This is a genomic window from Brevibacterium sp. CT2-23B, assembly GCF_013168765.1.
Taxonomy (GTDB): Bacteria; Actinomycetota; Actinomycetes; order Actinomycetales; family Brevibacteriaceae; genus Brevibacterium; species Brevibacterium sediminis.
The window spans coordinates 108594-128840 of record NZ_JABBYK010000007.1 but is presented as its reverse complement, the minus strand read 5'-3'; the positions used below and the strand labels follow the sequence as shown (position 1 = coordinate 128840).

Here is a 20247-nt window from a genome sequence, read left to right as displayed (position 1 = left end):
GGTGCGCGGGCAGACGAGCAGGATCGTTCGCGACGGCCGTGCCGGCATCGTCGTTCAGCGTTGGAGAACGGTGAGAAGTCCGTCGACGACCGCCCGCACAGACTCCCGGCCGCCCAGGGACTCGGCGTCGAGTTCGACGCTGGCGGGATAGAGGAGCCCCGGGTCTGTGCCGATGCCCACTCCGAGGACACCGATATCGCCGGAGCGACGCAGGTCGGCCACCGTGGTCTCGAGATCTTGGGCCAGGTAGTCCTCATCGTTGGCTGCGGCTGTCGCAGAATCAGCCGGGAGACCATCGCTGATGACGACCATGGCTGATTTCGCCGCCTGCTGGCGGCACAGCCGGCCGACCGCCCAGCGCAGGGCCTCAGCATCGATGCCCTCTCTGTACAGAGAGGTCTTGAGCAGACCGCCGAGGTTGTTGCGCGTCCGCCGCCACGAGGATTCTCCAGACTTGATCACGAGGTGATGGATTTCGTTGAGACGACCCGGCCGGTCCGGCGCCCCGGACTTCGCCCAATCGGCGCGGACGCGTCCGCCGTTCCAGGAGTTCGTGGTGAAACCGAGGATCTCGACGGTCACATCTACACGGTCGAGGGCGGTGCCGAGCACGTCGAGGAGGGCACCGAGCCCGAGCGCATGAGTCTTCATCGACCCCGAGAGGTCGAGCAGAAAGGTCACGGCACAGTCGGTCTCGGCACGGTGCGACCGTCCGCGGAAGACGCGCGGATCGCCAGGAGAGGTGACCAACCGCGTCAGGCGGGCGGAATCGAGGACACCATTCTCGGAATCGACGAGCTCGTGCGCCTCCTTCGCTGCTTCCACCACGGCCTGGAGCCGGGTGACCAAGGGGGCCAAAGGCACCTGCAGTCGTGCCGTCTCCGCGGCGATCGCGGCACGACCGCTGCGCAGGCTCGCATCCCTGACGTCCTCGGCGATCGTCGAAACCCGGTCGAACCGCTTCGTCCATACCTGATAGCCACGGGAGCGCCGGAGTCCGCTGCTGTCTGCCTGCTCCGCGGGGGCGAACAGGTCCTCGGATATGTCGAATACCAGAGGCAGGCTCGGGCTGAATCGACGGCGCCGCGCTCCCGAACCTCGACCTTCTTCGCCTTCGATGTCCGCAATGCGGTCAGCGAGCGTGCGCGCGAGCTCGAGCGCCACCTCGGTGAATACGCGTTGGCTGTGTCGCGCGTTGCGCAGCTGGATGAGGAAGGGACCCAATTCGGGTGCGAGCTCGAACCGGGATTCTTCGATGAGGTCGGAGTCCGCGGGGCTGATGGCCTCCCTGGTGATCACGGAGTGGGTGACGAGGACGACCGTGAACAACAGCATGCCCAGGCGAGTCTCGTGCAGACGGCTGCGAAGGTATTCACTGCGCCAGTGTGCCTGTCGAGCGGATAGATTGGCCCGGACGCCGGCCTGTCCAGCCAAGGATTCACACCGCTGCTGTTCGAGGATTTCCACGATGAGGCGCTCTTCCTGTGATTCCGGCAGCATCTGCCTGTGCAGATGAGGATCGCTCCACTTCCGGCGCATGGCCATGGCATCTGTGGCACCGCGCAGAGAATTGAGGCTCGACGTTCCGGGATCGGGGTAGAGATGGGGTGCATTCATGGGCAGCAGCCCGTCTCCATCGGCGGGTCGGTGAGCCCACAGGTCGACCGTCGGATCGCCGCTGAGCGCCCTGAACACCGAAGCCAGGCGTCGTTCCCGGGCGTGGATCTCACGATCCGATCGACTGATGCCGGGCCGTGCTCTGTGTACAGCCATCAGCTGGCCGTCGCCGCGTCATCGACGCTGAGTTCACCGCCGAAGCAGCGTTGATAGTACTCTGCGACGACAGGATGTTCGGTCACGTCGCAGCGGTTGAGAAATGAGAACTTGAAGGCCAGCTCGACATCCCCGAAGATCACCGAGTTCTGAGCCCAGGAGATCACCGTGCGCGGTGACATGAGCGCTGATACGTCGCCGGCGGCGAAACCCGTGCGCGTCAGCTGAGCGACGTCGATCATCTTTGCAACGGTCTCCTCCCCCATGGCTGCGGCGACCTCTGGGACCTGACCGGTGACGACGAGTCGTTCTTCGGATGGGTCGAGGTAGTTGAGTGAGGCGATGATATTCCAACGATCGAGCTGCGCCTGATTGAGACGATGGACTCCATGGTAGAGACCGTTGACATTGCCCAGTCCCACGGTGTTCGCCGTGGCGAAGAGTCGGAAGTGCGGGTGCGGACGGATCACCCGATTCTGTTCGGTCAGGGTGAACAGACCGTCGCGTTCGAGCAGGCGTTGGATGATGAACATGACCTCCGGACGGCCGGCATCGTATTCGTCGAAGACCAACGCCATCGGTCTGGTCAAGGCATACGGGATCACTCCCTCTTCGAATGCCGTGCGAGGCTGGCCGTCCTCGATGACGACCTGGTCCTTGCCGACGAGATCGCTGCGAGAGATCTGTCCGTCCAGATTGACGCGCATCAGCGGCCAGTTCAGGCGTGCCGCGATCTGCTCGATATGCGTGGATTTCCCCGTCCCGTGCAGTCCCTGGACGAGCACACGTGAACCGTGGGAGAACCCCGCGAGTATCGCTCGCGTCACCTGCGGATCGAAACGGTAGTTCTCGTCAATGGTCGGAACCAGGTCGCTGTTGCCTTCAAGCCTCGGAACCGGCGTATCGGCATCGATTCCGAAAAGCTCCCGGATCCCTGATGGAGTGCTCATATGGACAGTCCTCTCGCAGTCGGTCGATGTGGTCAGGCAGTCGAAGCAGTGGGATCCGAGCGGTCGATCTCGTCGAGCACCGCCATGCGCTGGGCAGCGGCGCGCACCACCGGAAGCAGCTCGATGAGGTCGTCGATCGATTTCCGCAGCACCGGTGCCTGAATGGCCAATGCCAGGTTCGATCGACCGACGTCGGTGGGGATGAGCACCGCCAAGCAGACGAGCCCTTCAAGGTACTCCTGCCGGTCGAGGGCATAGCCGCACTCGCGGACAGATCGCAGTTCCGCCTCCAGCTGTTCAGGGTCCGTGACCGTGTTCGGGGTGAAGGCTCTCAGCTCGGTACTGGTGAGCAGACGGCGGCGGGGAGTGTCTCCATACTGTGAGGTGATCATTTTCCCACTCGCGGAGGCGTGGATCGGCACACGGCTGCCCGCTTCGAGATGCACTCTCAGCGGGTGCGCCGTCTCCACGCGGTCGAGATATATGACGTCATTGCCCGAGACCGCGGTGAGGTTGCAGCTCTCCCCGATCTCTTCGGACAGTTGGGACAGGATCATCCGCCGCGCTCCCTGCCTGGAGTCGTTGAGCAGCACATCTTCGGCCATACGGCGCAGGCGCGCTCCCGTGCCGTAATGGCGTCCGTCGCTGTGGCGGGTGAGCAGGTCGGCACCCTCCAACTGCTGGAGCATCCGGTGCAATGTGGGCTTGGGCAGCCCGGTCTGAACGACGAGGGACTGCAGAGTGAAGATCTGGTCGCGGGTGGAGATGAACTCCAACAGCGACACCAGCCGCAGTGCCGGTGTCTCGCCCGCGAGAGAGACCTGTTCATCCCCCGCCGGTTCCGTCAGATCGTCCATGCTCGTCCTCTCCACCTCGTCCTCACCGGACTCGACGTTGTTGCCATCGGCCAGAATTGCCGAGTTCCGTTTTATCGTACCAAATGAAATCTTTTCCGGAACTTCGTTGACACCGAGGAAGGCGATCACCTAATGTCACAGATGTTCCGCTTTTCGAAGTGAAATGAACAGAAAACCGAGACCACAGAGCTGTGGTCCCCGACGAACAGGAGACGTTACGATGACGGAACTGGCCGATCGAACCGAAAAGGCGACACTGAGTGAAGCCGTGAAGACCCAGAAGATCACATCGTCCGAAGCCTTCGTCGAAACGATGGTCGCCAACGGCGTCACCGACATCTTCGGCATCATGGGTTCGGCGTTCATGGACGCCATGGACATCTTCGCCCCCGCGGGCATCGACTTCATCCCCGTGGTCCACGAACAGGGCGCTGCCCACATGGCCGACGGCTACGCCCGCGCCTCGGGCCGTCACGGTGTTGTCACAGGGCAGAACGGTCCGGGCATCTCGAACTGCGTCACCGCGATCGCGGCCGCCTACTGGGCCCATTCCCCCGTCGTCATCGTCACCCCGGAGGCCGGCACGAATTCGATCGGCCTCGGCGGATTCCAGGAAGCCAATCAGCTGCCGATGTTCCAGGAGTTCACGAAGTACCAGGGGCATGTCAGCAACCCGACCCGCATGGCCGAGTTCACCGCCCGCTGCTTCGATCGCGCGAAGTCGGAGATGGGACCGACACAGCTGAATATTCCCCGTGACTACTTCTACGGCGAATGTGCACCGGAGATCCCCCAGCCGCAGAAGATCGATCGCGGACCCGGTGGAGCCGAAAGCCTCGAAGAGGCCGCCGCGCTGCTCGCCGCGGCGAAGAACCCAGTCATCGTCTCCGGCGGCGGAGTCGTCATGGCCGATGGCGTCGATGAGTGCATCACGCTGGCCGAGCGCCTCGGTTCGCCGGTGGTCAACAGCTACCAGCACAACGACTCCTTCCCCGCCAGCCACCCGCTGTGGGCAGGCCCCCTCGGCTACCAGGGTTCGAAAGCTGGAATGACCCTGATCAACCAGGCCGATGTGGTGTTGGCACTCGGAACTCGCCTCGGCCCCTTCGGCACGCTGCCGCAGTACGAATTCGACTACTGGCCCACCAACGCAAAGATCATCCAGGTCGATGCCGACCAGAAGATGCTCGGGCTGGTCAAGAAGATCGACGTCGGCATCTGCGGCGATGCCAAGGCCGTCGCCGAGGATCTCCTCGCCCGCCTCAACGATCGCAAGGTCGCCTGTGATGCCACGAAGGACCAGCGAGCAGAGCTCATCCGCGCTGAGAAGGAGGCGTGGGAGGCCGAGCTGGATTCGTGGACCCATGAGAAGGACGAGTTCTCCCTCGACGCCATCGAAGAGGCCGAGAAGGAGGACGGCAACTGGCTGCACCCACGTCAGGTGCTGCGGGAGCTCGAGAAGGCGATGCCGGCCGACGTCATGGTCTCCACCGACATCGGCAACATCAACTCCGTCGCGCACAGCTACCTGCGCTTCGAACGTCCCCGCAGCTTCTTCGCTCCGATGAGCTTCGGCAACTGCGGCTATGCGCTTCCGACGATCATCGGCGCCAAGCGCGCAGCCCCTGATCGCCCGGCCATCGCCTATGCCGGCGACGGCGCCTGGGCGATGAGCATGGTCGAGGTCCTCACTGCCGTCCGCCACGACATTCCGGTCACTGCCGTCGTCTTCCGCAACCGTCAGTGGGGTGCGGAGAAGAAGAACCAGGTCGAGTTCTACGGACACCGCTTCATCGCCGGCGAGCTCGACAACGGTGAGAGCTTCGCAGCGATGGCCGAGTCGATGGGCGCAGACGGCATCGTCGTCGACCAGCTCGACGAGGTCGGCCCTGCTCTGCAGAGAGCCGTCGAGGCGCAGATGAACGAAGGCAAGACCACGGTCATCGAGGTCATGTGCACAAAGGAGCTCGGCGATCCGTTCCGTCGCGACGCACTGCGCAAGCCGGTGCGGACCCTGGACAAGTACAAGGACTTCGTGTGAGTCGATGACCCTCCGGGCTCTTCTCGCCTGGTGGTGTTCGGGTGCCGACCTCGTCTCGGTGCCCGAACACCATCGTCCCTGGTGACGTCGACGCAATACTGTAGCGCTGGCGTCATTGCCGACACCACTGCACCACCTCAATACTTCCGATCCGCGGTTCGACGACGTTGCCGAGACCGCAGAAAGCTGGCTCCCAGAGATGGAATTCTCCGAGCAAGTCATCTACCCCGCAAAACTCGTGAGAACTCTGGACCCGGCGCGGCCCAGTGCCGAAGCGATCATGGTCCGCGGCTCCCGCATCCGCGCCATCGGCTCGCTGGACGAGCTCAGGGCCTACGGTCCCTCACGCATCGACGATCGCTATGCGGACTCGGTGATCTTCCCCGGAATGGTCGAAGCCCACGCGCATGCGAAAAGCGGCGGAATGTGGGAACAGACCTACATCGGCTACTACACGCGGAAGGGACCGGACGGCAAGGTCTGGACCGGCTGCAAGAGCATCGAAGAGGTCCAGGACAGGCTGAGGGAAGCCGACTCGAAACTCGCCGACGGTGAGATCCTGAGAGCCTGGGGGCTCGACCCGATCTTTTTCCCCGGTGATCGACTCGACCGCACTCACCTCGACGAGGTCTCGAACACCCGCCCGATCTTCGTCATGCACCAAAGCGGTCACCTCGCCACAATCAATTCCGAGATGCTCAGTCAGGAAGGCATCGACCGGGACTGCCCTGTCGAGGGAGTTGTCAAAGACTCAGCCGGTGAGCCCACAGGTGAACTGCAGGAACCGCCCGCGATCGCTCTCGTCAAGAGCGCAACGTCCGTTCTGGGTGGAGAATTCAGCGCATCGGCCCTACAGAATTTCGGTGCCGACGCCTGCAACCACGGCGTCACGACAGCCGCCGACCTGGGCAACCCGTACCTCTTCACCGACGACCTCGAAGCACACCGCGAGATCATCGACGATGAGTCGTACCCGGTTCGACTCTCCTTGTTCCACCGTGGGAGTGGGATGGGCGGCAACGGTGATGCGGCCGACGAAGCCGCTCGTCTTGCCGATCTGACGAGCACCAGCAGCGACAAGGTCCACCTCGGCGGGGTCAAACTCTTCCTCGACGGATCCATCCAGGGCTTCACCGCCCGACTCCAGGATCCCGGCTACATCGCCGGTGACGACAACGGCATCTGGCTGTCCTCGCCCGAACAGTTCTACACTGCGTTTCGCGCGTATCACGCGGCCGGTGCCCTCGTTCACGTCCACTGCAACGGCGACGAGGCTACCGAGCTCTACCTCGACACCGTGGAACAGGTGCTGCAGGAGGTTCCCCGCTGGGACCACCGCCACACGGTCACACACAGTCAGCTGTCCACACCGGCGCAGTATCGCCGGATGAAGGCTCTGGGAATGTGCGCGAACATCTTCTCCAATCACATCTGGTATTGGGGCGATCAGCATCGTGATCTCATTCTCGGACCAGATCGTGCCGAACGGATGGATGCCGCAGCCACCGCGTTGCGCATCGGAGTGCCGATCTCGTTCCACTGCGATACGCCGATCACTCCGCTCGATCCCTTGGCGACGGCGTCCTATGCCGCCGAACGTGCCACACCCAGCGGCAGGATCCTCGGCGAACACGAACGGATCAGCGTCCCTGACGCGCTTGACGCGGTGACGATCGGAGCGGCCTATATGCTCAAGCTCGACCATCTCGTCGGCTCGCTGGAGTCCGGCAAATTCGCGGACTTCGCGATTCTCGACCGGGACCCATACGAATGCGAGCCTGCGGAATTGCGTGAGATCACAGTTCGCGGCACCGTTGTGGCCGGTCGACATTTCTCGGCGGTCGGGTGAACCCATGATCGAGCTGACAGTGATCGGCGGCTATCTCGGTTCGGGGAAGACCACCCTGCTCAACGAGATCCTCGATCGTCAGGACGGCGAGCGCATCGCCGTCATCGTCAATGATTTCGGAACTGTCAACATCGATGCTGAGATCATCGGCTCCAGAGACGGCCGGACGATGGAGATCGCCAACGGATGCATCTGCTGCGATCTCTCAGACGGGATGGCCGCAGCCGTTGCAGCTATGCGTCGTGCCGAACCCCCAGTCTCACGGGTCTACGTCGAGGTCAGCGGAGTGGGTCAACCCGATATCGTCGCCCGCTGGGGCGATCATCCCGGCTTCTCCAGGGGCGGTGCCGTCGTCTGCGCGGATGTCACGACGATTCGCCGGGACGTCAATCGCAAGTGGGTGGGCGAAACAGTGCTTTCGCAATTGCGCGGCGCCGACAGGCTGCTGCTGACAAAAACCGACCTGGTCGATGACCAGACGGTGCACACGGTCGCGGACTGGCTGATCTCTCGTTCGGGCATCAATGCGGAGGTTGTCGACCGCAGCGAGATCCTGTCCGGGGAGCCGCCTCGGCGGTGGGATGTCCCGGCGGAGGATCCGACTCGTCCCCAGCAGGATTCTGTCTCTGACCAAGTCTCACAGGTCCACAGCTCGTGGACGATCACGACATCCTCGGCGATCGACCCGGACGGGCTCCGTGCACTGGTGCAGAGACTTCCGGAAACGTTCGTCCGCGCCAAGGGAACCTTCCCCGACAGACGGCACCCCGGACGGCGGTTCCTCATCCAATACGACGGAACGAGATGCGCGACCGACCAGGTCGCCTCGGTCGGCACTAACTCGACGGAACCCGGGCACCTCGTCCTCATCGCCGTCGGCAGCCATACCGAAACTCCCGCGCCAGTGAGCGAATTGGCACGAGCACTTCACGGACAGGTCGGCGGCTAGCCGCCGACAACCGTGAGAAAGGGAACAATGAAGTTCATCCGGAGAAAGAACGACGCGGACAGACCGCGACGGCGTTCGTCGGCCCGCTGGATCACGCCAGCCGTGGCGATCGCTGCAGCACTGACAGTCGCGGCGAGCGGCTGCGCCGCACCGTCAGCGCTGGTCGGCACCACCGATGACACCTTCATCTTCGGCACCCGGTCGGCACCACGTGTCCTCAATCCTGCTGTCCAATCCGGGCTGGCGACAGCCACCCCTGGTACCCAGCTGTTCGCCAGCCCGATTCGGCTCAACGACAAGCTCGAACCCGAGCCGTATCTCGCGAAGTCCTGGAAGGAAACAGCTGACGGGAAGACGATGACCCTCCATCTGGTCGAGAATGCGAAATTCCACGATGGACAGCCCATCACCTCCGAGGATGTGGCGTTCTCTCTCGGTGTGGTGAAGAGGGAACACCCGTTCGGTGCCAACCTCTTCGGACCTGTCACAAAGGTCGAGACCCCGGATGACCACACCGTGGTGATCAAGATGTCCCGACGGCATCCCGCGCTGATGACGGCGATGAGTCCGCCGTTCCTTCCCGTCATCCCCAAGCACGTCTACGGCAGCGATGACACGGTGGCCGACCATCCGCAGAACTCGCACGATGTCGTCGGCTCCGGCCCCTACCGGTTGGCCAGCAATATCGAAGGCAAACGCATCGTGCTCGACAAGGTCGACAACTTCTTCCTTCCCAATGACGATGCGCCGAAGCAGGTGCTCTTCGAGATCATCGGCGATGAGAACACCCTTGCCCTGGCAACGGAGAAGGGCGAGGTCGACATGATGGTCACGAACACCCCATCTGTTCTCTCCCGCCTGGGAAAAGTCGATGACATCACGGTCGCGGACAAGGGGTATGAGGGCATCGGCTCGATCTCCTGGCTCGGGTTCAATGTGAAGAGCAAGAATGTCACCGACAAGCGGGTGAGGCAGGCGATCGCCTATGCCATCGATCGTGACTATCTCACCAACAAACTCCACCGCGGACAGTTCGAGCCTGCAACGAGTCCGATCGCCAGCGGCAGCCCCTACTTCGATGAGTCGATGCCGCACTATGACCGTGACCTCGACAAGGCCGCGGACCTGCTGGACGACGCCGGATACCCGATCGGCGAAGACGGCACACGGTTCACCATCCAACTCGACTACCTCCCCGGAAGCGCCGAGATGGCGTCGAGTGTGGCCGAGACCATCAAAGCCAACCTCAAAGAGGTCGGAATCATCGTCCGGATCCGCAGTTCCGCAGACGAACCGACCTGGGGCAGTCGTGTGTCCAACTACGACTACGACATGACGCTCGACAATGTCTGGAACTGGGGCGACCCAGCGGTCGGAGTCGAACGCACTTACCTGTGCAGCAACATCAAGAAGGGTGTTCTGTGGGCGAACATGTCCCAGTACTGCAATAAGGACGTCGACCGACTATTCAAGAAGGCCGCCGCCGCACCTGACGAAAAGACACGCAAGGACGACTATTCGAAGGTTCAGAAGATTCTCACCGATGAGCTCCCCGTGCTTCCACTTGAGAATCAGACATACCGCAACATCTATTCGAACGCTGTGATGAATCCGCCCAATGGCCCGTTCGGCATCATGTCGCCGCTGCTCGACACCTCGATAGAAGGTTGACCATGTCATTGACCGCCCCACCGAAGATCAAGCTCAAGGGACGCAGGAGCATGGCGCTGGCAAGAGGCCGCTCGATTGCCTCCCGCATCGCCCAGGCTGTGCTCCTCCTGCTCGCAGTCATCATCTTCAACTTCATCCTCATTCACCTCGCTCCCGGCGATCCTGCCACCGTCATCGCCGGTGAATCCGGCGGCACGACCCCCGAGCAGCTCGAATCGATCAGAGAAGCCTACGGGCTCAACGATCCGATCATCGTTCAGCTCTGGCACTACCTGGTCCAGATCGCCCATTTCGACCTCGGCTATTCGTTCTACTTCGGCCAGGATGTCACGGCACTCATCGGTGAGCGGCTGTACCCCACGGTTCTCCTCGCCGGAACCGGAATGCTCGCCGGACTCATCATCGGCACGCTGCTCGGAGTCGTTGCCGCGATCAAACCGCAAGGGATCCTCAGCTATTTTGTCACGGTCATCGCCCTCGTCGGCTTCGCCGCTCCGGTGTTCTGGACGTCCGTGCTGCTGCTCCTGGCATTGTCGATCGCTATTCCGATCTTCCCGATCCAGGGAATGAACTCGATCATCGTCTCCCCGCATGCCCTACCTCAGATGTGGGACACGACGATGCATCTCATCCTCCCCGCCACCGCTCTGGCACTCATCTATGTGGCGCTCTACAGCCGCACGGCGCGCACGAGCATGCTCGAGGTCCTCGACTCCGACTACATCCGCACAGCCTGGGCAAAAGGGTTGGGCGGCAAAGTCGTCATCTTCAAGCATGCGCTGCGCAACGCGGTCCTGCCCGTCGTCACACTGCTCGGACTCCACGTCGGTGCGCTCCTGTCGAGTGTGGTGCTCATCGAGGTCGTCTTCAACTGGCCGGGACTCGGTTCGCTTCTGCTCGAATCGATCCTCCGCAGAGACACACCAGTGATTCTCGGGATCCTGCTGTCCAGTTCCGTACTCGTCATCATCGCCAATCTGGTCACAGACGTGGCCTACCGCATCATCGATCCCAGGATCGCCATCTCAGGAGGGCCACAATGACCGACATCATGGCGGTGCCGGGCACCGGACAGGACCAACCCGAACAATCGCCCGCCGCAGCGGTGCAGACGAGGAAACGTCCCACGACGGCGTGGACATTGTTCCGACGCAACCGGGTGGCCCTCGTGGGCCTTTCGCTGCTCGCATTCATCCTGCTCGCCATCACCTTCGGGCCGATGGTCTATCCGAACAATCCGTTCGAAATCGTCGGCATCCCGATGGAAGCCCCGGGAGAATCCGATGTGCTGCTGGGAACAGACGCCTTGGGACGTGATCTCTTCGCCGAGCTCCTCTACGGCGGACGCGCCACGATGCTCGTCGGTGTGGTCGCCGCGATCCTTTCGACGACCATCGGAATCATCCTCGGCGGCTTCGCCGGCTACCATCGCGGTTGGGCAGACTCCGTCGCTGTGCGCATCACCGAGTTCTTCCAGGTCTTGCCGCCGCTGCTGCTCGCCATGGTCCTTGTCACTCTGTTCAGTCCGAGCCTTCTGACCATCACGATCGCTATCGGCGTCGTCAGTTGGCCTGCCACGATGCGCATCACTCGAGCGGAATTCCTGCGCATTCGCGAACTCGACTATGTCAGGAATGATCGGGCGGCAGGCGCCGGCGACTTCTGGATCATCATGAAGACGATCCTGCCCAACGCTCTGCCGCCGATCGTCGTCATGTCCACCCTCGTCATCGGTCAGGCAATGCTCTTTGAAGCAGGGTTGAGCTTCCTCGGCCTCGGTGATCCGAACACGATGAGTTGGGGACTGATCCTCGGTAACAACCGCGAACAGATGCTCACTGCGTGGTGGCCGGTGGCGTTCCCAGGTTTGGCAATCTTCCTCGCTGTCCTCAGTGTCAGCCTCTCCGGAGACGGTCTCAACGACGCCCTCAATCCCAAAGGACGTGAACGATGAACGCCACAGCGCTCACCGCCGATCCCACCAGTGGTCCCACGGCAGCCGGTGGAGATGAGTCACCGATTCTGTCGGTGAAGAATCTGTCCGTGAAGTTCCAAGACAACGTTGCTGTCAATGACGTGTCCTTCGATGTCAGTCCCGGAGAGGTCTTGGCGATCGTCGGGGAATCAGGTTCGGGAAAGTCTGTGACTTCCCTTGCCATCATGCGGCTCGTTGAACTCTCCTCCTCAGGGAAAGTCACCGACGGTCAGATGACTTTCTCTCGGGCAAGCGGTGACGTCGTGGACCTGCGCACCGCCTCGGAAGCGACAATGCGCACGATTCGCGGCAATGACATTTCGATGATCTTCCAAGAACCGCTGACGTCACTCAACCCGGTCTATTCGGTGGGCAACCAGCTCGCCGAGGTGCTGCGGGTGCACAAGGGGATGTCTCGCCGAGAAGCGAAGAAGGGCGTCATCGAGATCATGGAAAGGGTGCGGATTCCCGAACCGCATAGGCGTGCCCGCCAGTATCCGCATCAGATGTCGGGCGGAATGAGGCAACGTGTCGTCATCGCCATGGCACTGGCATGCCAACCACGGGTCCTGATTGCTGATGAGCCGACGACGGCTCTGGACGTGACGATCCAGGCGCAGATCCTCGCCCTACTGCGAGAACTCAAGAACGACCTCGACGCGGGGATCATCTTCATCACCCATGATATGGGGGTGGTGGCCGAGGTCGCCGACCGAGTGCTTGTCATGCGGAAGTCCTATGCCATCGAAACCGGCAGTGTGGAGACGATCTTCCACCGTCCCCAGCATCCCTATACGAAGAAGCTCTTGAGCGCTGTTCCGACTCTGGGGTCGATGAACGGCACTGACTCCCCCGCGCTGTTCCGGCTCGATCAGGAAGAGGTCTCCCAATGACGAGAATTCTCGAAGTCGATAATCTGGTCAAGAGCTTCTCGATCTCGGGCGGAATGCGCGTCCATGCGGTCGAGGACGTGAGTTTTCATGTCGACAAGGCAGAGACTTTGGCGCTCGTGGGTGAGAGCGGTTGCGGAAAGACCACATTGGCGAACTTGGCTATGCGCCTGCAGAAACCCGACAGCGGGTCGATCAGACTGCTCGACACGGATATCACAGACCTGGGGACGAAGGAACTGCGACCGCACCGCCGGCATCTGCAGATGATCTTCCAGGATCCCTTCGCCAGTCTCAATCCGCGCAAGCCGGTGGGCAGGATCGTCGGCGATCCGATGCGTCTCAACCGAACGGCGTCGAATGCTGAAGCGGAGTCTCGTGTTGCCGAGCTGTTCGAACTCGTGGGACTGACTGCGGACGATATGCGAAAGTACCCGCATCAGTTCTCCGGAGGTCAGCGCCAACGAATCTGCATCGCTCGAGCACTCACCCTCAATCCGAGTCTCATTGTCGCCGACGAGGCAGTGTCTGCGCTCGATGTCTCTGTGCGAGCCACCGTGCTCAACCTCATGATCAAACTCCAGAAGGAGTTCGACCTGTCGTATCTCTTCGTCAGCCACGACCTGGCTGTCGTCGAACGCATCGCCCACCGCGTTGCCGTCATGTACCTCGGGCAGATCGTCGAGATGGGCCCACGGCGACAGGTATTCGAGAACCCTCAGCATTCGTATACTCAGCGGCTCATGGAAGCGGCTCCGATCGCCGATCCGGGGCAGAGGCGCGAACGCGCGCTCATCGCCGGCGAAATTCCGAGCCCAGTGTGGCCAGAGGGTCAAGGGCCGGAAAAGGTGACGCTTAAGGATCTCGGAGGGGGCCACCTCGTGGCTATCGACTGAGCACTCTCACACGCGCACGCCCTGCTCCGAGGCGTCCCTGGGCTCAGGAGCAAGGCGTGCGTCGGCGTGCGCTGCACCCTGCACATTCGGACACCCGAATCGCGATCAGATCTGGTACCGAATAAGTGATCTGGATTGGGTCTTCAGGTGGCACCATCACGCGAGGACAGTGAAGAGGGTCACACATTGGCCATCTCCCACCGACACGGGCACCGCCGCCCAGGAGGACACATGACGCAGCTCAACGACGAGCCTATGGATCCGCAGGTATGGCATTCAGAGCACGATCCCGGCACCGATGCACAGCCAACTGAACTCAAACGGACGCTGAAGAATCGGCACACCTCGATGATCGCCCTCGGCGGGGTCATCGGCGCGGGCCTCTTCATCGGCTCCGGCAACCTCATCGTCTCCACTGGCCCCATCGTGATCTTCTCCTTCCTGCTGGCGGGGCTGCTGGCGGCCCTGGTCCTGCGGATGCTGGCCGAAATGGCGATCAACAAACCGATCACCGGCTCGTTCTACGAATACGCTCGCGTCGTCCTCGGCGATCGGGCGGGTTTCATCACGGGATGGACGTATTGGTACTTCTGGGTCGTCGTCATCGCTTTCGAGGTCTCCGCCTCCACGGCTCTGCTCAAGGGGATGATCCCAGGTGTTCCCTCGTGGATCATCGGTCTGGCCATCCTAATCGCACTGACCGTGACGAACCTGTTCTCGACGAAGTCGTTCGCCGAGTTCGAATACTGGTTCGCGATGATCAAGGTCGTTGCGATCACCGCGTTCATCCTCGTTGCTGTCATCTACATCTCGGGGCTGATCAACGGTGCCGACGGCCGACCCTTCGCCGATGGACTCGCGAACTGGACGGCCGGTGCCGATGGCGAACATGGAGGCGGCTGGGCCGGCTTCGCACCGCTGGGCATCATCGGCATGCTCATCGCGGTGGTGCCCGCCACCGGCTTCTTCTCCGGAGCCGAGATTGCGACGATGGCTGCAGCAGAGGCCGAGGATCCTGAGAACTCGGTCAGGAAGTCCACGCGGTCGGTGATCTACCGCGTGCTGCTGTTCTATGTCGGTTCCATGCTCGTCATCCTCACGATCACTCCATGGTCGAAGAAGACCGAGATCGCGGGCAATATCGTCGGCTGGCTCTCGGCCGATGCGCACGGCCCCTACGCCGGGACTCTGATCACGATGGGGATCACATGGGCCGGGATCGCGATCAATATCCTCGCCATCGTCGCTGTGCTCTCATCGATCAACTCGGCACTCTATGTCACCGGTCGGACGATGTTCGCCCTGACTCGCCAAGGCCATGCGCCGAAGGCGCTGACGACACTGTCGAAGACCGGTGTGCCGCGCCGCGCCGTCCTGCTGGCAACGGTGCTCGGGTATCTCGCCGTCCTCATCGATCATCTCGTCGGGGGCGGAGTCGTCCTCGATATCCTGCTGCATTCCTATGGGGCGCTTGCTCTCGTCGTCTATGCGTTCATCGCCGCATCGCAGATTCGCATGCGTCGGCGGATGGAGAAGAAGGGCGAAGTCATCAAGATGAAGATGTGGCTCTTCCCATATGCTTCGTACTTCGCACTGTTTGCGATGATCGCCGTCATTCTCGCGATGGCGATCCTGCCCAGCACCCGGCTCGACTTCACATACTCGATGGGCTCGCTCGCCGTCATCGCGATCGCCTACGAGTTCAATAAGCGGTATCGCAAGAAGCACGGAGTGCGCGAGCACCAGGTCGACATCTGATGAGGTCGAATGGGCCGGCCCACCCGGCTCACTCTGTGAGTCGGTGGCCGACTACCCCAAGCCTTCCCACGTCATCCTCTGCCGAAGCGCTGGGGCGAGGACCAGGGCGGCGATAACGCTGCCGGCCAGCAACATCCACGCCCCGAAGTACGTGAAGAGCTTGAGTTCGGGAGCCAGAGGCGGACCGAAGTCCGCGGCCATGAGGATCACTCCGCCAAGGATTAGTGCAGTCGAGACGATCACTTGGATGAACTGCTCGACAGTGGAGACAAGCAGATTCTTGATGGTCGCAATATTCAGGCCGCTCGTGCCGACGTCGAGCGTGCCGTCCTGCAGATGCCCGGCAATGCGAGAAATCTGCCCGGGCAGTTCGGCGATCTGTGGTGCAGTTGCCGCTGCGTAGAGGGCCATTTCGTGTCGGTCGACTCCCAGTCCCCCGACCTCGCGCAGCAGTGTCTTGCCGTTCTGAGTCACCAGCGCCAGCAGGTTGAGTTCGGGCACCAGCCGGGTGATTGATCCTTCGAGGGTGCTGATGGCACGGAATGCCGTCGCCACGGAGGCCGGCATAGGGAATCCGAAATCGACGACGAAATCGATGAGTTCGCCGAACAGCGCCGCCGACGTCGAGCCAGGTGCCCCGTCTCCGTACTTGAGCATAATCTGCCCGATCTCACGCTGCAGCTCCCGCAGGTTCACCTCGCTCGGCGTACCGAGCAACTCGAGGATTGCGGCAGTTGCCGCTTGCGAGTTCTGCGAGTCGAAGGCCATGAGCAGCAAAGCGATTGCTCGGCGGTCGCGTTTATCGATGCGGCCAACGGCACCGAAGTCGACGAGGCCGGCACGACCCGCGCTCGAAACGACGATGTTTCCGGGATGGAGGTCAGCGTGGAAGATGCCCTTACCGAGCACCTGACGGACGACCATGAGGAAGAGGTCCTGGGCGATCTCTCTGCGCGCGATCTCGGAGAGGTGGTCGACCACCTCGGCGCCGTGCGACAGAGGGGAACCCTCAACGAGATCCATGACAATGACGAACTCGCCGGAGAGTTCCTTGTACACGTGAGGGATGTGAACGACCGAGTCGGTCTTCGTCGTCGACCGGCCGGTCTCATCCGCGAGGCGAAGAGCCTCGATGTGCGCGAGCTCCCCACGGTAGTCGAGCTCGCCCTGCAGGGAATCGACGAAGCTGCGGGCGAGCTTCGCGATGCCGATCTTCTTCGCCCAGTCGGTAGTGCGATCGAGACGGTCGGCCAGGGTGAGAACGATATCGCAGTCGGCGCGGACCTGTTTGCGGATCTTCGGCCGCTGCACCTTGACCGCGACGACGCGGCCCTCCCAGGTCACGGCGCGGTGGACCTGTGCGACGGAGGCACCTGCGAAGGGCCTCTCATCGAACTCGGCGAACACCTCGGCGACGGGACGGCCCCATTCAGCTTCGAGTTGGTCTTTCACCTCGGCGAAGGGAACGGGCTTCACCCCGGCTTGGAGGGTGGAGAACTCCTCGACGAATTCGTGCGGGATCATGTCACCGCGGGTGGCGATGAACTGGCCGAGCTTGATGAATGTGACCCCCGAGGCGGCCAGGGCGTCACGGGTAGTGGCGGCGATCTCGCGGAGGGAGACGCGCAGGGTCGGGATTCGGGGTCGGAGGTAGCGGGAAAGGCCGAATTTGATGAGGATCTTCTGGATCTGAGCCAAGCGGTTGACACGGCGGTACCAGGTGGGGATCTTTGGTGCGTTGCGGATGAGTGAGCTCAGGGTGCCCGAGGGCATGATGAGTTCGATCGCGAGCAGGACGAACATCTGGATGACGATGAACCAGGCGAAGAGCAGCAGGAAGACCATGATGGCGGGGAAGCTCATCGACAGGTTCGGGTATTGGTCGGATTCGGAGATGCCGAGGAGTTTGTATGCCTGGAGGGTGATGGGCCAGATGGAGAGGCCCATGATGAGGGAGACGATGGTGTTGCGTGCGGCTCCGGTGCCGGTGAGCATCATCCGCCGGACGAGGAATCCGACGATGAGCGCGCTGAGGACACCCAGTCCGATGGTGTAGAGGATCGTCACCCGTCAGCCCTTCCCACTTGCGATACGTTCCGCGACCAGCCTAGTTGAACCGCTGCTTCAGACCCACGATATGCTCAGACTCAAGGCGTTCTGTCATCTATACCTGCTGCCCGGCTCTCGAGTGCGTCGGCCAATCTGTCCCTTTCACGACTGCCGCTCAGTCCGACTTTTCGAGAAGTGCCTGTGCACACGATAGGTCGGTCACAAGATAATTGACCATTCCTGAGACCAAGACAGCGCGAACGGCTGCCACTTTTGCTTGGCCTCCTGCAATTGCCAGTCGATTTGAAATTCTCCTCATTTGCGCAAGAGACAGCCCAATCACCCGACTGTCTAAGTCTTCGACGGCCGGCTCCCCCGAGGAGTCAAAGAAGCGGGCAGAAATATCACCTACTGCACTAGACCGTGCGATCTCCTCGAGATCGGGTTCACTGGTCTGCTGACGGAACACTGGTGCGACCTGATCAGCAGAACCCACGCCTACAATCAACAGATCAGCTCGCGCCGCCTCGTCAAGAACGTCTGCACACCCTGCTCTGTCCATAAGCGCCCCGTAGACTCTAGAGTCTGCGGCGATCAGCGGTGCTGGCAATTGATAACCTTGACCTCCTGTCGCGGTCGCAACAGTTGCCACCAACTCCTGCGGGTTGGATCCACTGGCGCGGCCAGCTCGACCGCCAGCCAAAGGGAAAATCTCAAGTTCTGGAGCCGAAAACTTTGGCAGTTGCTCTGCGCTCGCGCTCACCGCTGCGCTCAGTCCAATTACCACTCGTCTAGCTCGACTGAGTAGCAATTGCATTGCTTCCGCCCCAGTGACCCCTAGCACTTTTCCGTCAAATGCCTGTCCAGGCGCGTCGACACTATCCACCGGCGGTGAAACCCAAACTCCTTTCAGCCCAAATTTGCTAACAATTGCCCTCTCGACTTCAAAAAACGGTCGCTCTTCAGAGTTGACAGTGATCTTCACGATGCCCAAATGCTTTGCTTCCGCCAGCATTCGCGTGACTTTCACTCTCGAGAGATTGAAGAGCTTTGCAATGTCTTGATGTGTCAAGCCGCTCTCGTAATGGAGCCGAGCTACTCTCCCGAGCATTCGCCTATCACTCATCAACACCCCACCCTTTCGTGACAAACCATTACGGGTTCCTCTTGACTTCGCCCTCGCAATGCTTATCCTACCTTTACGATTGTTCACTTGGGTGAACAAATGTTCACGCTCAAAGGAGAGACGATGTCCGATCTCACTGCCGCACCACAGCCGAGCGGCTTCTCTCGATTCCTCACCAGCCAAGGAATCTCGTCGAAACTCGCATGGGGCTTCCTGGCTCTGATGCTTTTCATGGTGGGCGACGGAATCGAGCTAAGTTTCTTGTCCAACTACTTGACCGACCAAGGGTTTGGCGCAGGCAGTATTGCCACACTGTTCTCCGTCTACGGCCTGATCGTTGCTATCGCCGCATGGCTCGCTGGAGCTCTAGCTGAATCGTGGGGTCCTCGGCGAGTGATGATCATCGGAGGCGCGATCTGGATTGTCCTCGAAATGGTGTTCCTCGTCGGAGGAGTAATTCCGGGCAATTACACGATCATGCTCATCGCATACGCGATCAGAGCTATCGGGTATCCCTTTTTTGCTTATGGGTTCCTTGTCTGGGTCACGATGGAAACGCCCAATGAGGTCATGGGCAAAGCAGTTGGATGGTACTGGTTCTTCAACGCGATGGGGCTCGGAGTTATCAGCGGCTACTTCGTATCGGCAGTAGTCGAGCCATTCGGAGCGCTCGGTACTTTGTGGTCTGCAATCGTCTTCGTTATTATCGCGACCGCGATGGTGGCTGTACTCGTCAAAGCCCCGAAGAACGACCGCCGGCCGACCAAGAAGGAAACCATTGACGGCCTGGTCAAATCTGTCACGATCATGGCGGAGAAACCTAAAGTTGCAGTCGGCGGAATCCTGCGACTTATCAACACCATGTCCTACTACTCGTTTGCAGTCTTTCTCAACGTCTACATGGTGCAGACAATTGGTTTCAGCCAGTCCGAGTGGTCCTCAATTTGGGGCACAATGCTTTTCGCGAATGTCCTCGCCAACCTTGTCTCGGGCTACGCATCTGACATCTTCGGACGCCTGAACGTAATTGCCTGGGGTGGAGGCCTTGCCACCGCGATCACCGTGCTCGGTTTCTACTATGTGCCCCAAGCCGTCGGCGCCAACTACTTTGTCGTCATGTTCCTCGGAATCATTTACGGTCTCGCTCTCGGCATGTATGTTCCGCTATCTGCGGTGGTCCCCCTGCTTGCTAAGGAGCACAAGGCCGCTGCCGTCGCCGTGCTCAACCTTGGTGCGGGCGCGTCGAACTTCGTTGGGCCCGTGATTGCAGGGCTCGTTCCTCTCATGGGCGTAGCACCGGTGATTTGGGTGCTCGCAGCGATCTACATTATTGGCCTGTTCCTTACATACCTACTCCGCGCACCAGGAATTGAACCTGAGAAGATCGAGGCTCGAAGGGCTTCACGTGCCAAACGACGAACTGAACTCAGCGGTGCGACAAAGGCTGCGGAAGGCTGACCGAA

General features: G+C 61.3%; 15 protein-coding genes. 10 read left to right on the top strand and 5 right to left on the bottom strand.

Translation table 11 applies throughout. The annotated features are described in order from the left end of the window. Positions 1-54: 54 nt before the first annotated feature. From HIM68_RS17285 to HIM68_RS17275, 3 genes are read right to left on the bottom strand one after another with little or no spacing between them, the layout of a single operon-like run. Positions 55-1773, bottom strand: a complete 1719-nt coding sequence (locus tag HIM68_RS17285) for a cobalt chelatase (protein ID WP_172174585.1) — start codon at positions 1771-1773, stop codon at positions 55-57. Next, a complete protein-coding gene (locus HIM68_RS17280; RefSeq protein ID WP_172174582.1) occupies positions 1773-2723 on the bottom strand; it encodes an AAA family ATPase in 951 nt (316 codons plus the stop codon). The genes HIM68_RS17285 and HIM68_RS17280 overlap by 1 nt, the downstream gene beginning before the upstream one ends. Positions 2724-2755: 32 nt before the next feature. Beyond that, a complete protein-coding gene (locus HIM68_RS17275; protein ID WP_172174579.1) occupies positions 2756-3580 on the bottom strand; it encodes an IclR family transcriptional regulator in 825 nt (274 codons plus the stop codon). Positions 3581-3800: 220 nt separating this feature from the next. Between HIM68_RS17275 and xsc the strand changes: the two genes are divergently transcribed. The 9 genes from xsc to HIM68_RS17235 all read left to right on the top strand — a co-directional run bounded on the left by xsc (position 3801) and on the right by HIM68_RS17235 (position 15609). Continuing rightward, entirely contained in the window at positions 3801-5621 is a 1821-nt protein-coding gene (xsc, locus tag HIM68_RS17270; RefSeq protein WP_172174576.1) for a sulfoacetaldehyde acetyltransferase, read from the top strand. 115 nt (positions 5622-5736) lie between these two features. Next, positions 5737-7470, top strand: a complete 1734-nt coding sequence (locus HIM68_RS17265; RefSeq protein ID WP_253904031.1) for an amidohydrolase — start codon at positions 5737-5739, stop codon at positions 7468-7470. 4 nt (positions 7471-7474) lie between these two features. Next, positions 7475-8419, top strand: a complete 945-nt coding sequence (locus HIM68_RS17260) for a GTP-binding protein (RefSeq protein ID WP_172174573.1) — start codon at positions 7475-7477, stop codon at positions 8417-8419. Positions 8420-8446: 27 nt separating this feature from the next. Next, a complete protein-coding gene (locus HIM68_RS17255) occupies positions 8447-10090 on the top strand; it encodes an ABC transporter substrate-binding protein (protein ID WP_172174569.1) in 1644 nt (547 codons plus the stop codon). A gap of 2 nt (positions 10091-10092) precedes the next feature. Continuing rightward, complete coding sequence (locus tag HIM68_RS17250) at positions 10093-11133, top strand: ABC transporter permease (RefSeq protein ID WP_216657234.1); 1041 nt, start codon at positions 10093-10095, stop codon at positions 11131-11133. Beyond that, a complete protein-coding gene (locus tag HIM68_RS17245; protein WP_216657233.1) occupies positions 11130-12044 on the top strand; it encodes an ABC transporter permease in 915 nt (304 codons plus the stop codon). Before HIM68_RS17250 ends, HIM68_RS17245 begins: the two co-directional genes overlap by 4 nt. Then, entirely contained in the window at positions 12041-12958 is a 918-nt protein-coding gene (locus HIM68_RS18855; RefSeq protein ID WP_216657232.1) for an ABC transporter ATP-binding protein, read from the top strand. The genes HIM68_RS17245 and HIM68_RS18855 overlap by 4 nt, the downstream gene beginning before the upstream one ends. After that, entirely contained in the window at positions 12955-13851 is an 897-nt protein-coding gene (locus HIM68_RS19225; RefSeq protein ID WP_216657231.1) for an ABC transporter ATP-binding protein, read from the top strand. The genes HIM68_RS18855 and HIM68_RS19225 overlap by 4 nt, the downstream gene beginning before the upstream one ends. A 231-nt stretch (positions 13852-14082) precedes the next feature. Then, entirely contained in the window at positions 14083-15609 is a 1527-nt protein-coding gene (locus HIM68_RS17235) for an amino acid permease (protein WP_172174566.1), read from the top strand. Positions 15610-15660: 51 nt separating this feature from the next. Here HIM68_RS17235 and HIM68_RS17230 read toward each other — a convergent pair whose 3' ends face one another. Together HIM68_RS17230 and HIM68_RS17225 are read right to left on the bottom strand one after the other, a co-directional pair. Then, positions 15661-17676, bottom strand: a complete 2016-nt coding sequence (locus HIM68_RS17230; RefSeq protein WP_172174563.1) for an AarF/UbiB family protein — start codon at positions 17674-17676, stop codon at positions 15661-15663. A 157-nt stretch (positions 17677-17833) separates the two neighbouring features. Next, positions 17834-18673, bottom strand: a complete 840-nt coding sequence (locus HIM68_RS17225; protein WP_172174560.1) for a sugar-binding transcriptional regulator — start codon at positions 18671-18673, stop codon at positions 17834-17836. A 234-nt stretch (positions 18674-18907) separates the two neighbouring features. On the opposite strand from HIM68_RS17225, the gene HIM68_RS17220 reads away from it, so the two are divergent. Then, a complete protein-coding gene (locus HIM68_RS17220; protein WP_172174557.1) occupies positions 18908-20242 on the top strand; it encodes an MFS transporter in 1335 nt (444 codons plus the stop codon). Positions 20243-20247: the final 5 nt, after the last annotated feature.

What these genes read in the sequence shown, in the direction of transcription:
- HIM68_RS17285 (WP_172174585.1), bottom strand. Translation starts at nt 1,773, where the DNA reads ATGGCTGTACACAGAGCACGGCCCGGCATCAGTCGATCGGATCGTGAG.
- HIM68_RS17250 (WP_216657234.1), top strand. Translation starts at nt 10,093, where the DNA reads ATGTCATTGACCGCCCCACCGAAGATCAAGCTCAAGGGACGCAGGAGC.
- HIM68_RS17255 (WP_172174569.1), top strand. Translation starts at nt 8,447, where the DNA reads ATGAAGTTCATCCGGAGAAAGAACGACGCGGACAGACCGCGACGGCGT.
- HIM68_RS17280 (WP_172174582.1), bottom strand. Translation starts at nt 2,723, where the DNA reads ATGAGCACTCCATCAGGGATCCGGGAGCTTTTCGGAATCGATGCCGAT.
- HIM68_RS19225 (WP_216657231.1), top strand. Translation starts at nt 12,955, where the DNA reads ATGACGAGAATTCTCGAAGTCGATAATCTGGTCAAGAGCTTCTCGATC.
- xsc (WP_172174576.1), top strand. Translation starts at nt 3,801, where the DNA reads ATGACGGAACTGGCCGATCGAACCGAAAAGGCGACACTGAGTGAAGCC.
- HIM68_RS17235 (WP_172174566.1), top strand. Translation starts at nt 14,083, where the DNA reads ATGACGCAGCTCAACGACGAGCCTATGGATCCGCAGGTATGGCATTCA.
- HIM68_RS17260 (WP_172174573.1), top strand. Translation starts at nt 7,475, where the DNA reads ATGATCGAGCTGACAGTGATCGGCGGCTATCTCGGTTCGGGGAAGACC.
- HIM68_RS17245 (WP_216657233.1), top strand. Translation starts at nt 11,130, where the DNA reads ATGACCGACATCATGGCGGTGCCGGGCACCGGACAGGACCAACCCGAA.
- HIM68_RS17275 (WP_172174579.1), bottom strand. Translation starts at nt 3,580, where the DNA reads ATGGACGATCTGACGGAACCGGCGGGGGATGAACAGGTCTCTCTCGCG.
- HIM68_RS17225 (WP_172174560.1), bottom strand. Translation starts at nt 18,673, where the DNA reads ATGCTGGCGGAAGCAAAGCATTTGGGCATCGTGAAGATCACTGTCAAC.
- HIM68_RS17220 (WP_172174557.1), top strand. Translation starts at nt 18,908, where the DNA reads ATGTCCGATCTCACTGCCGCACCACAGCCGAGCGGCTTCTCTCGATTC.
- HIM68_RS18855 (WP_216657232.1), top strand. Translation starts at nt 12,041, where the DNA reads ATGAACGCCACAGCGCTCACCGCCGATCCCACCAGTGGTCCCACGGCA.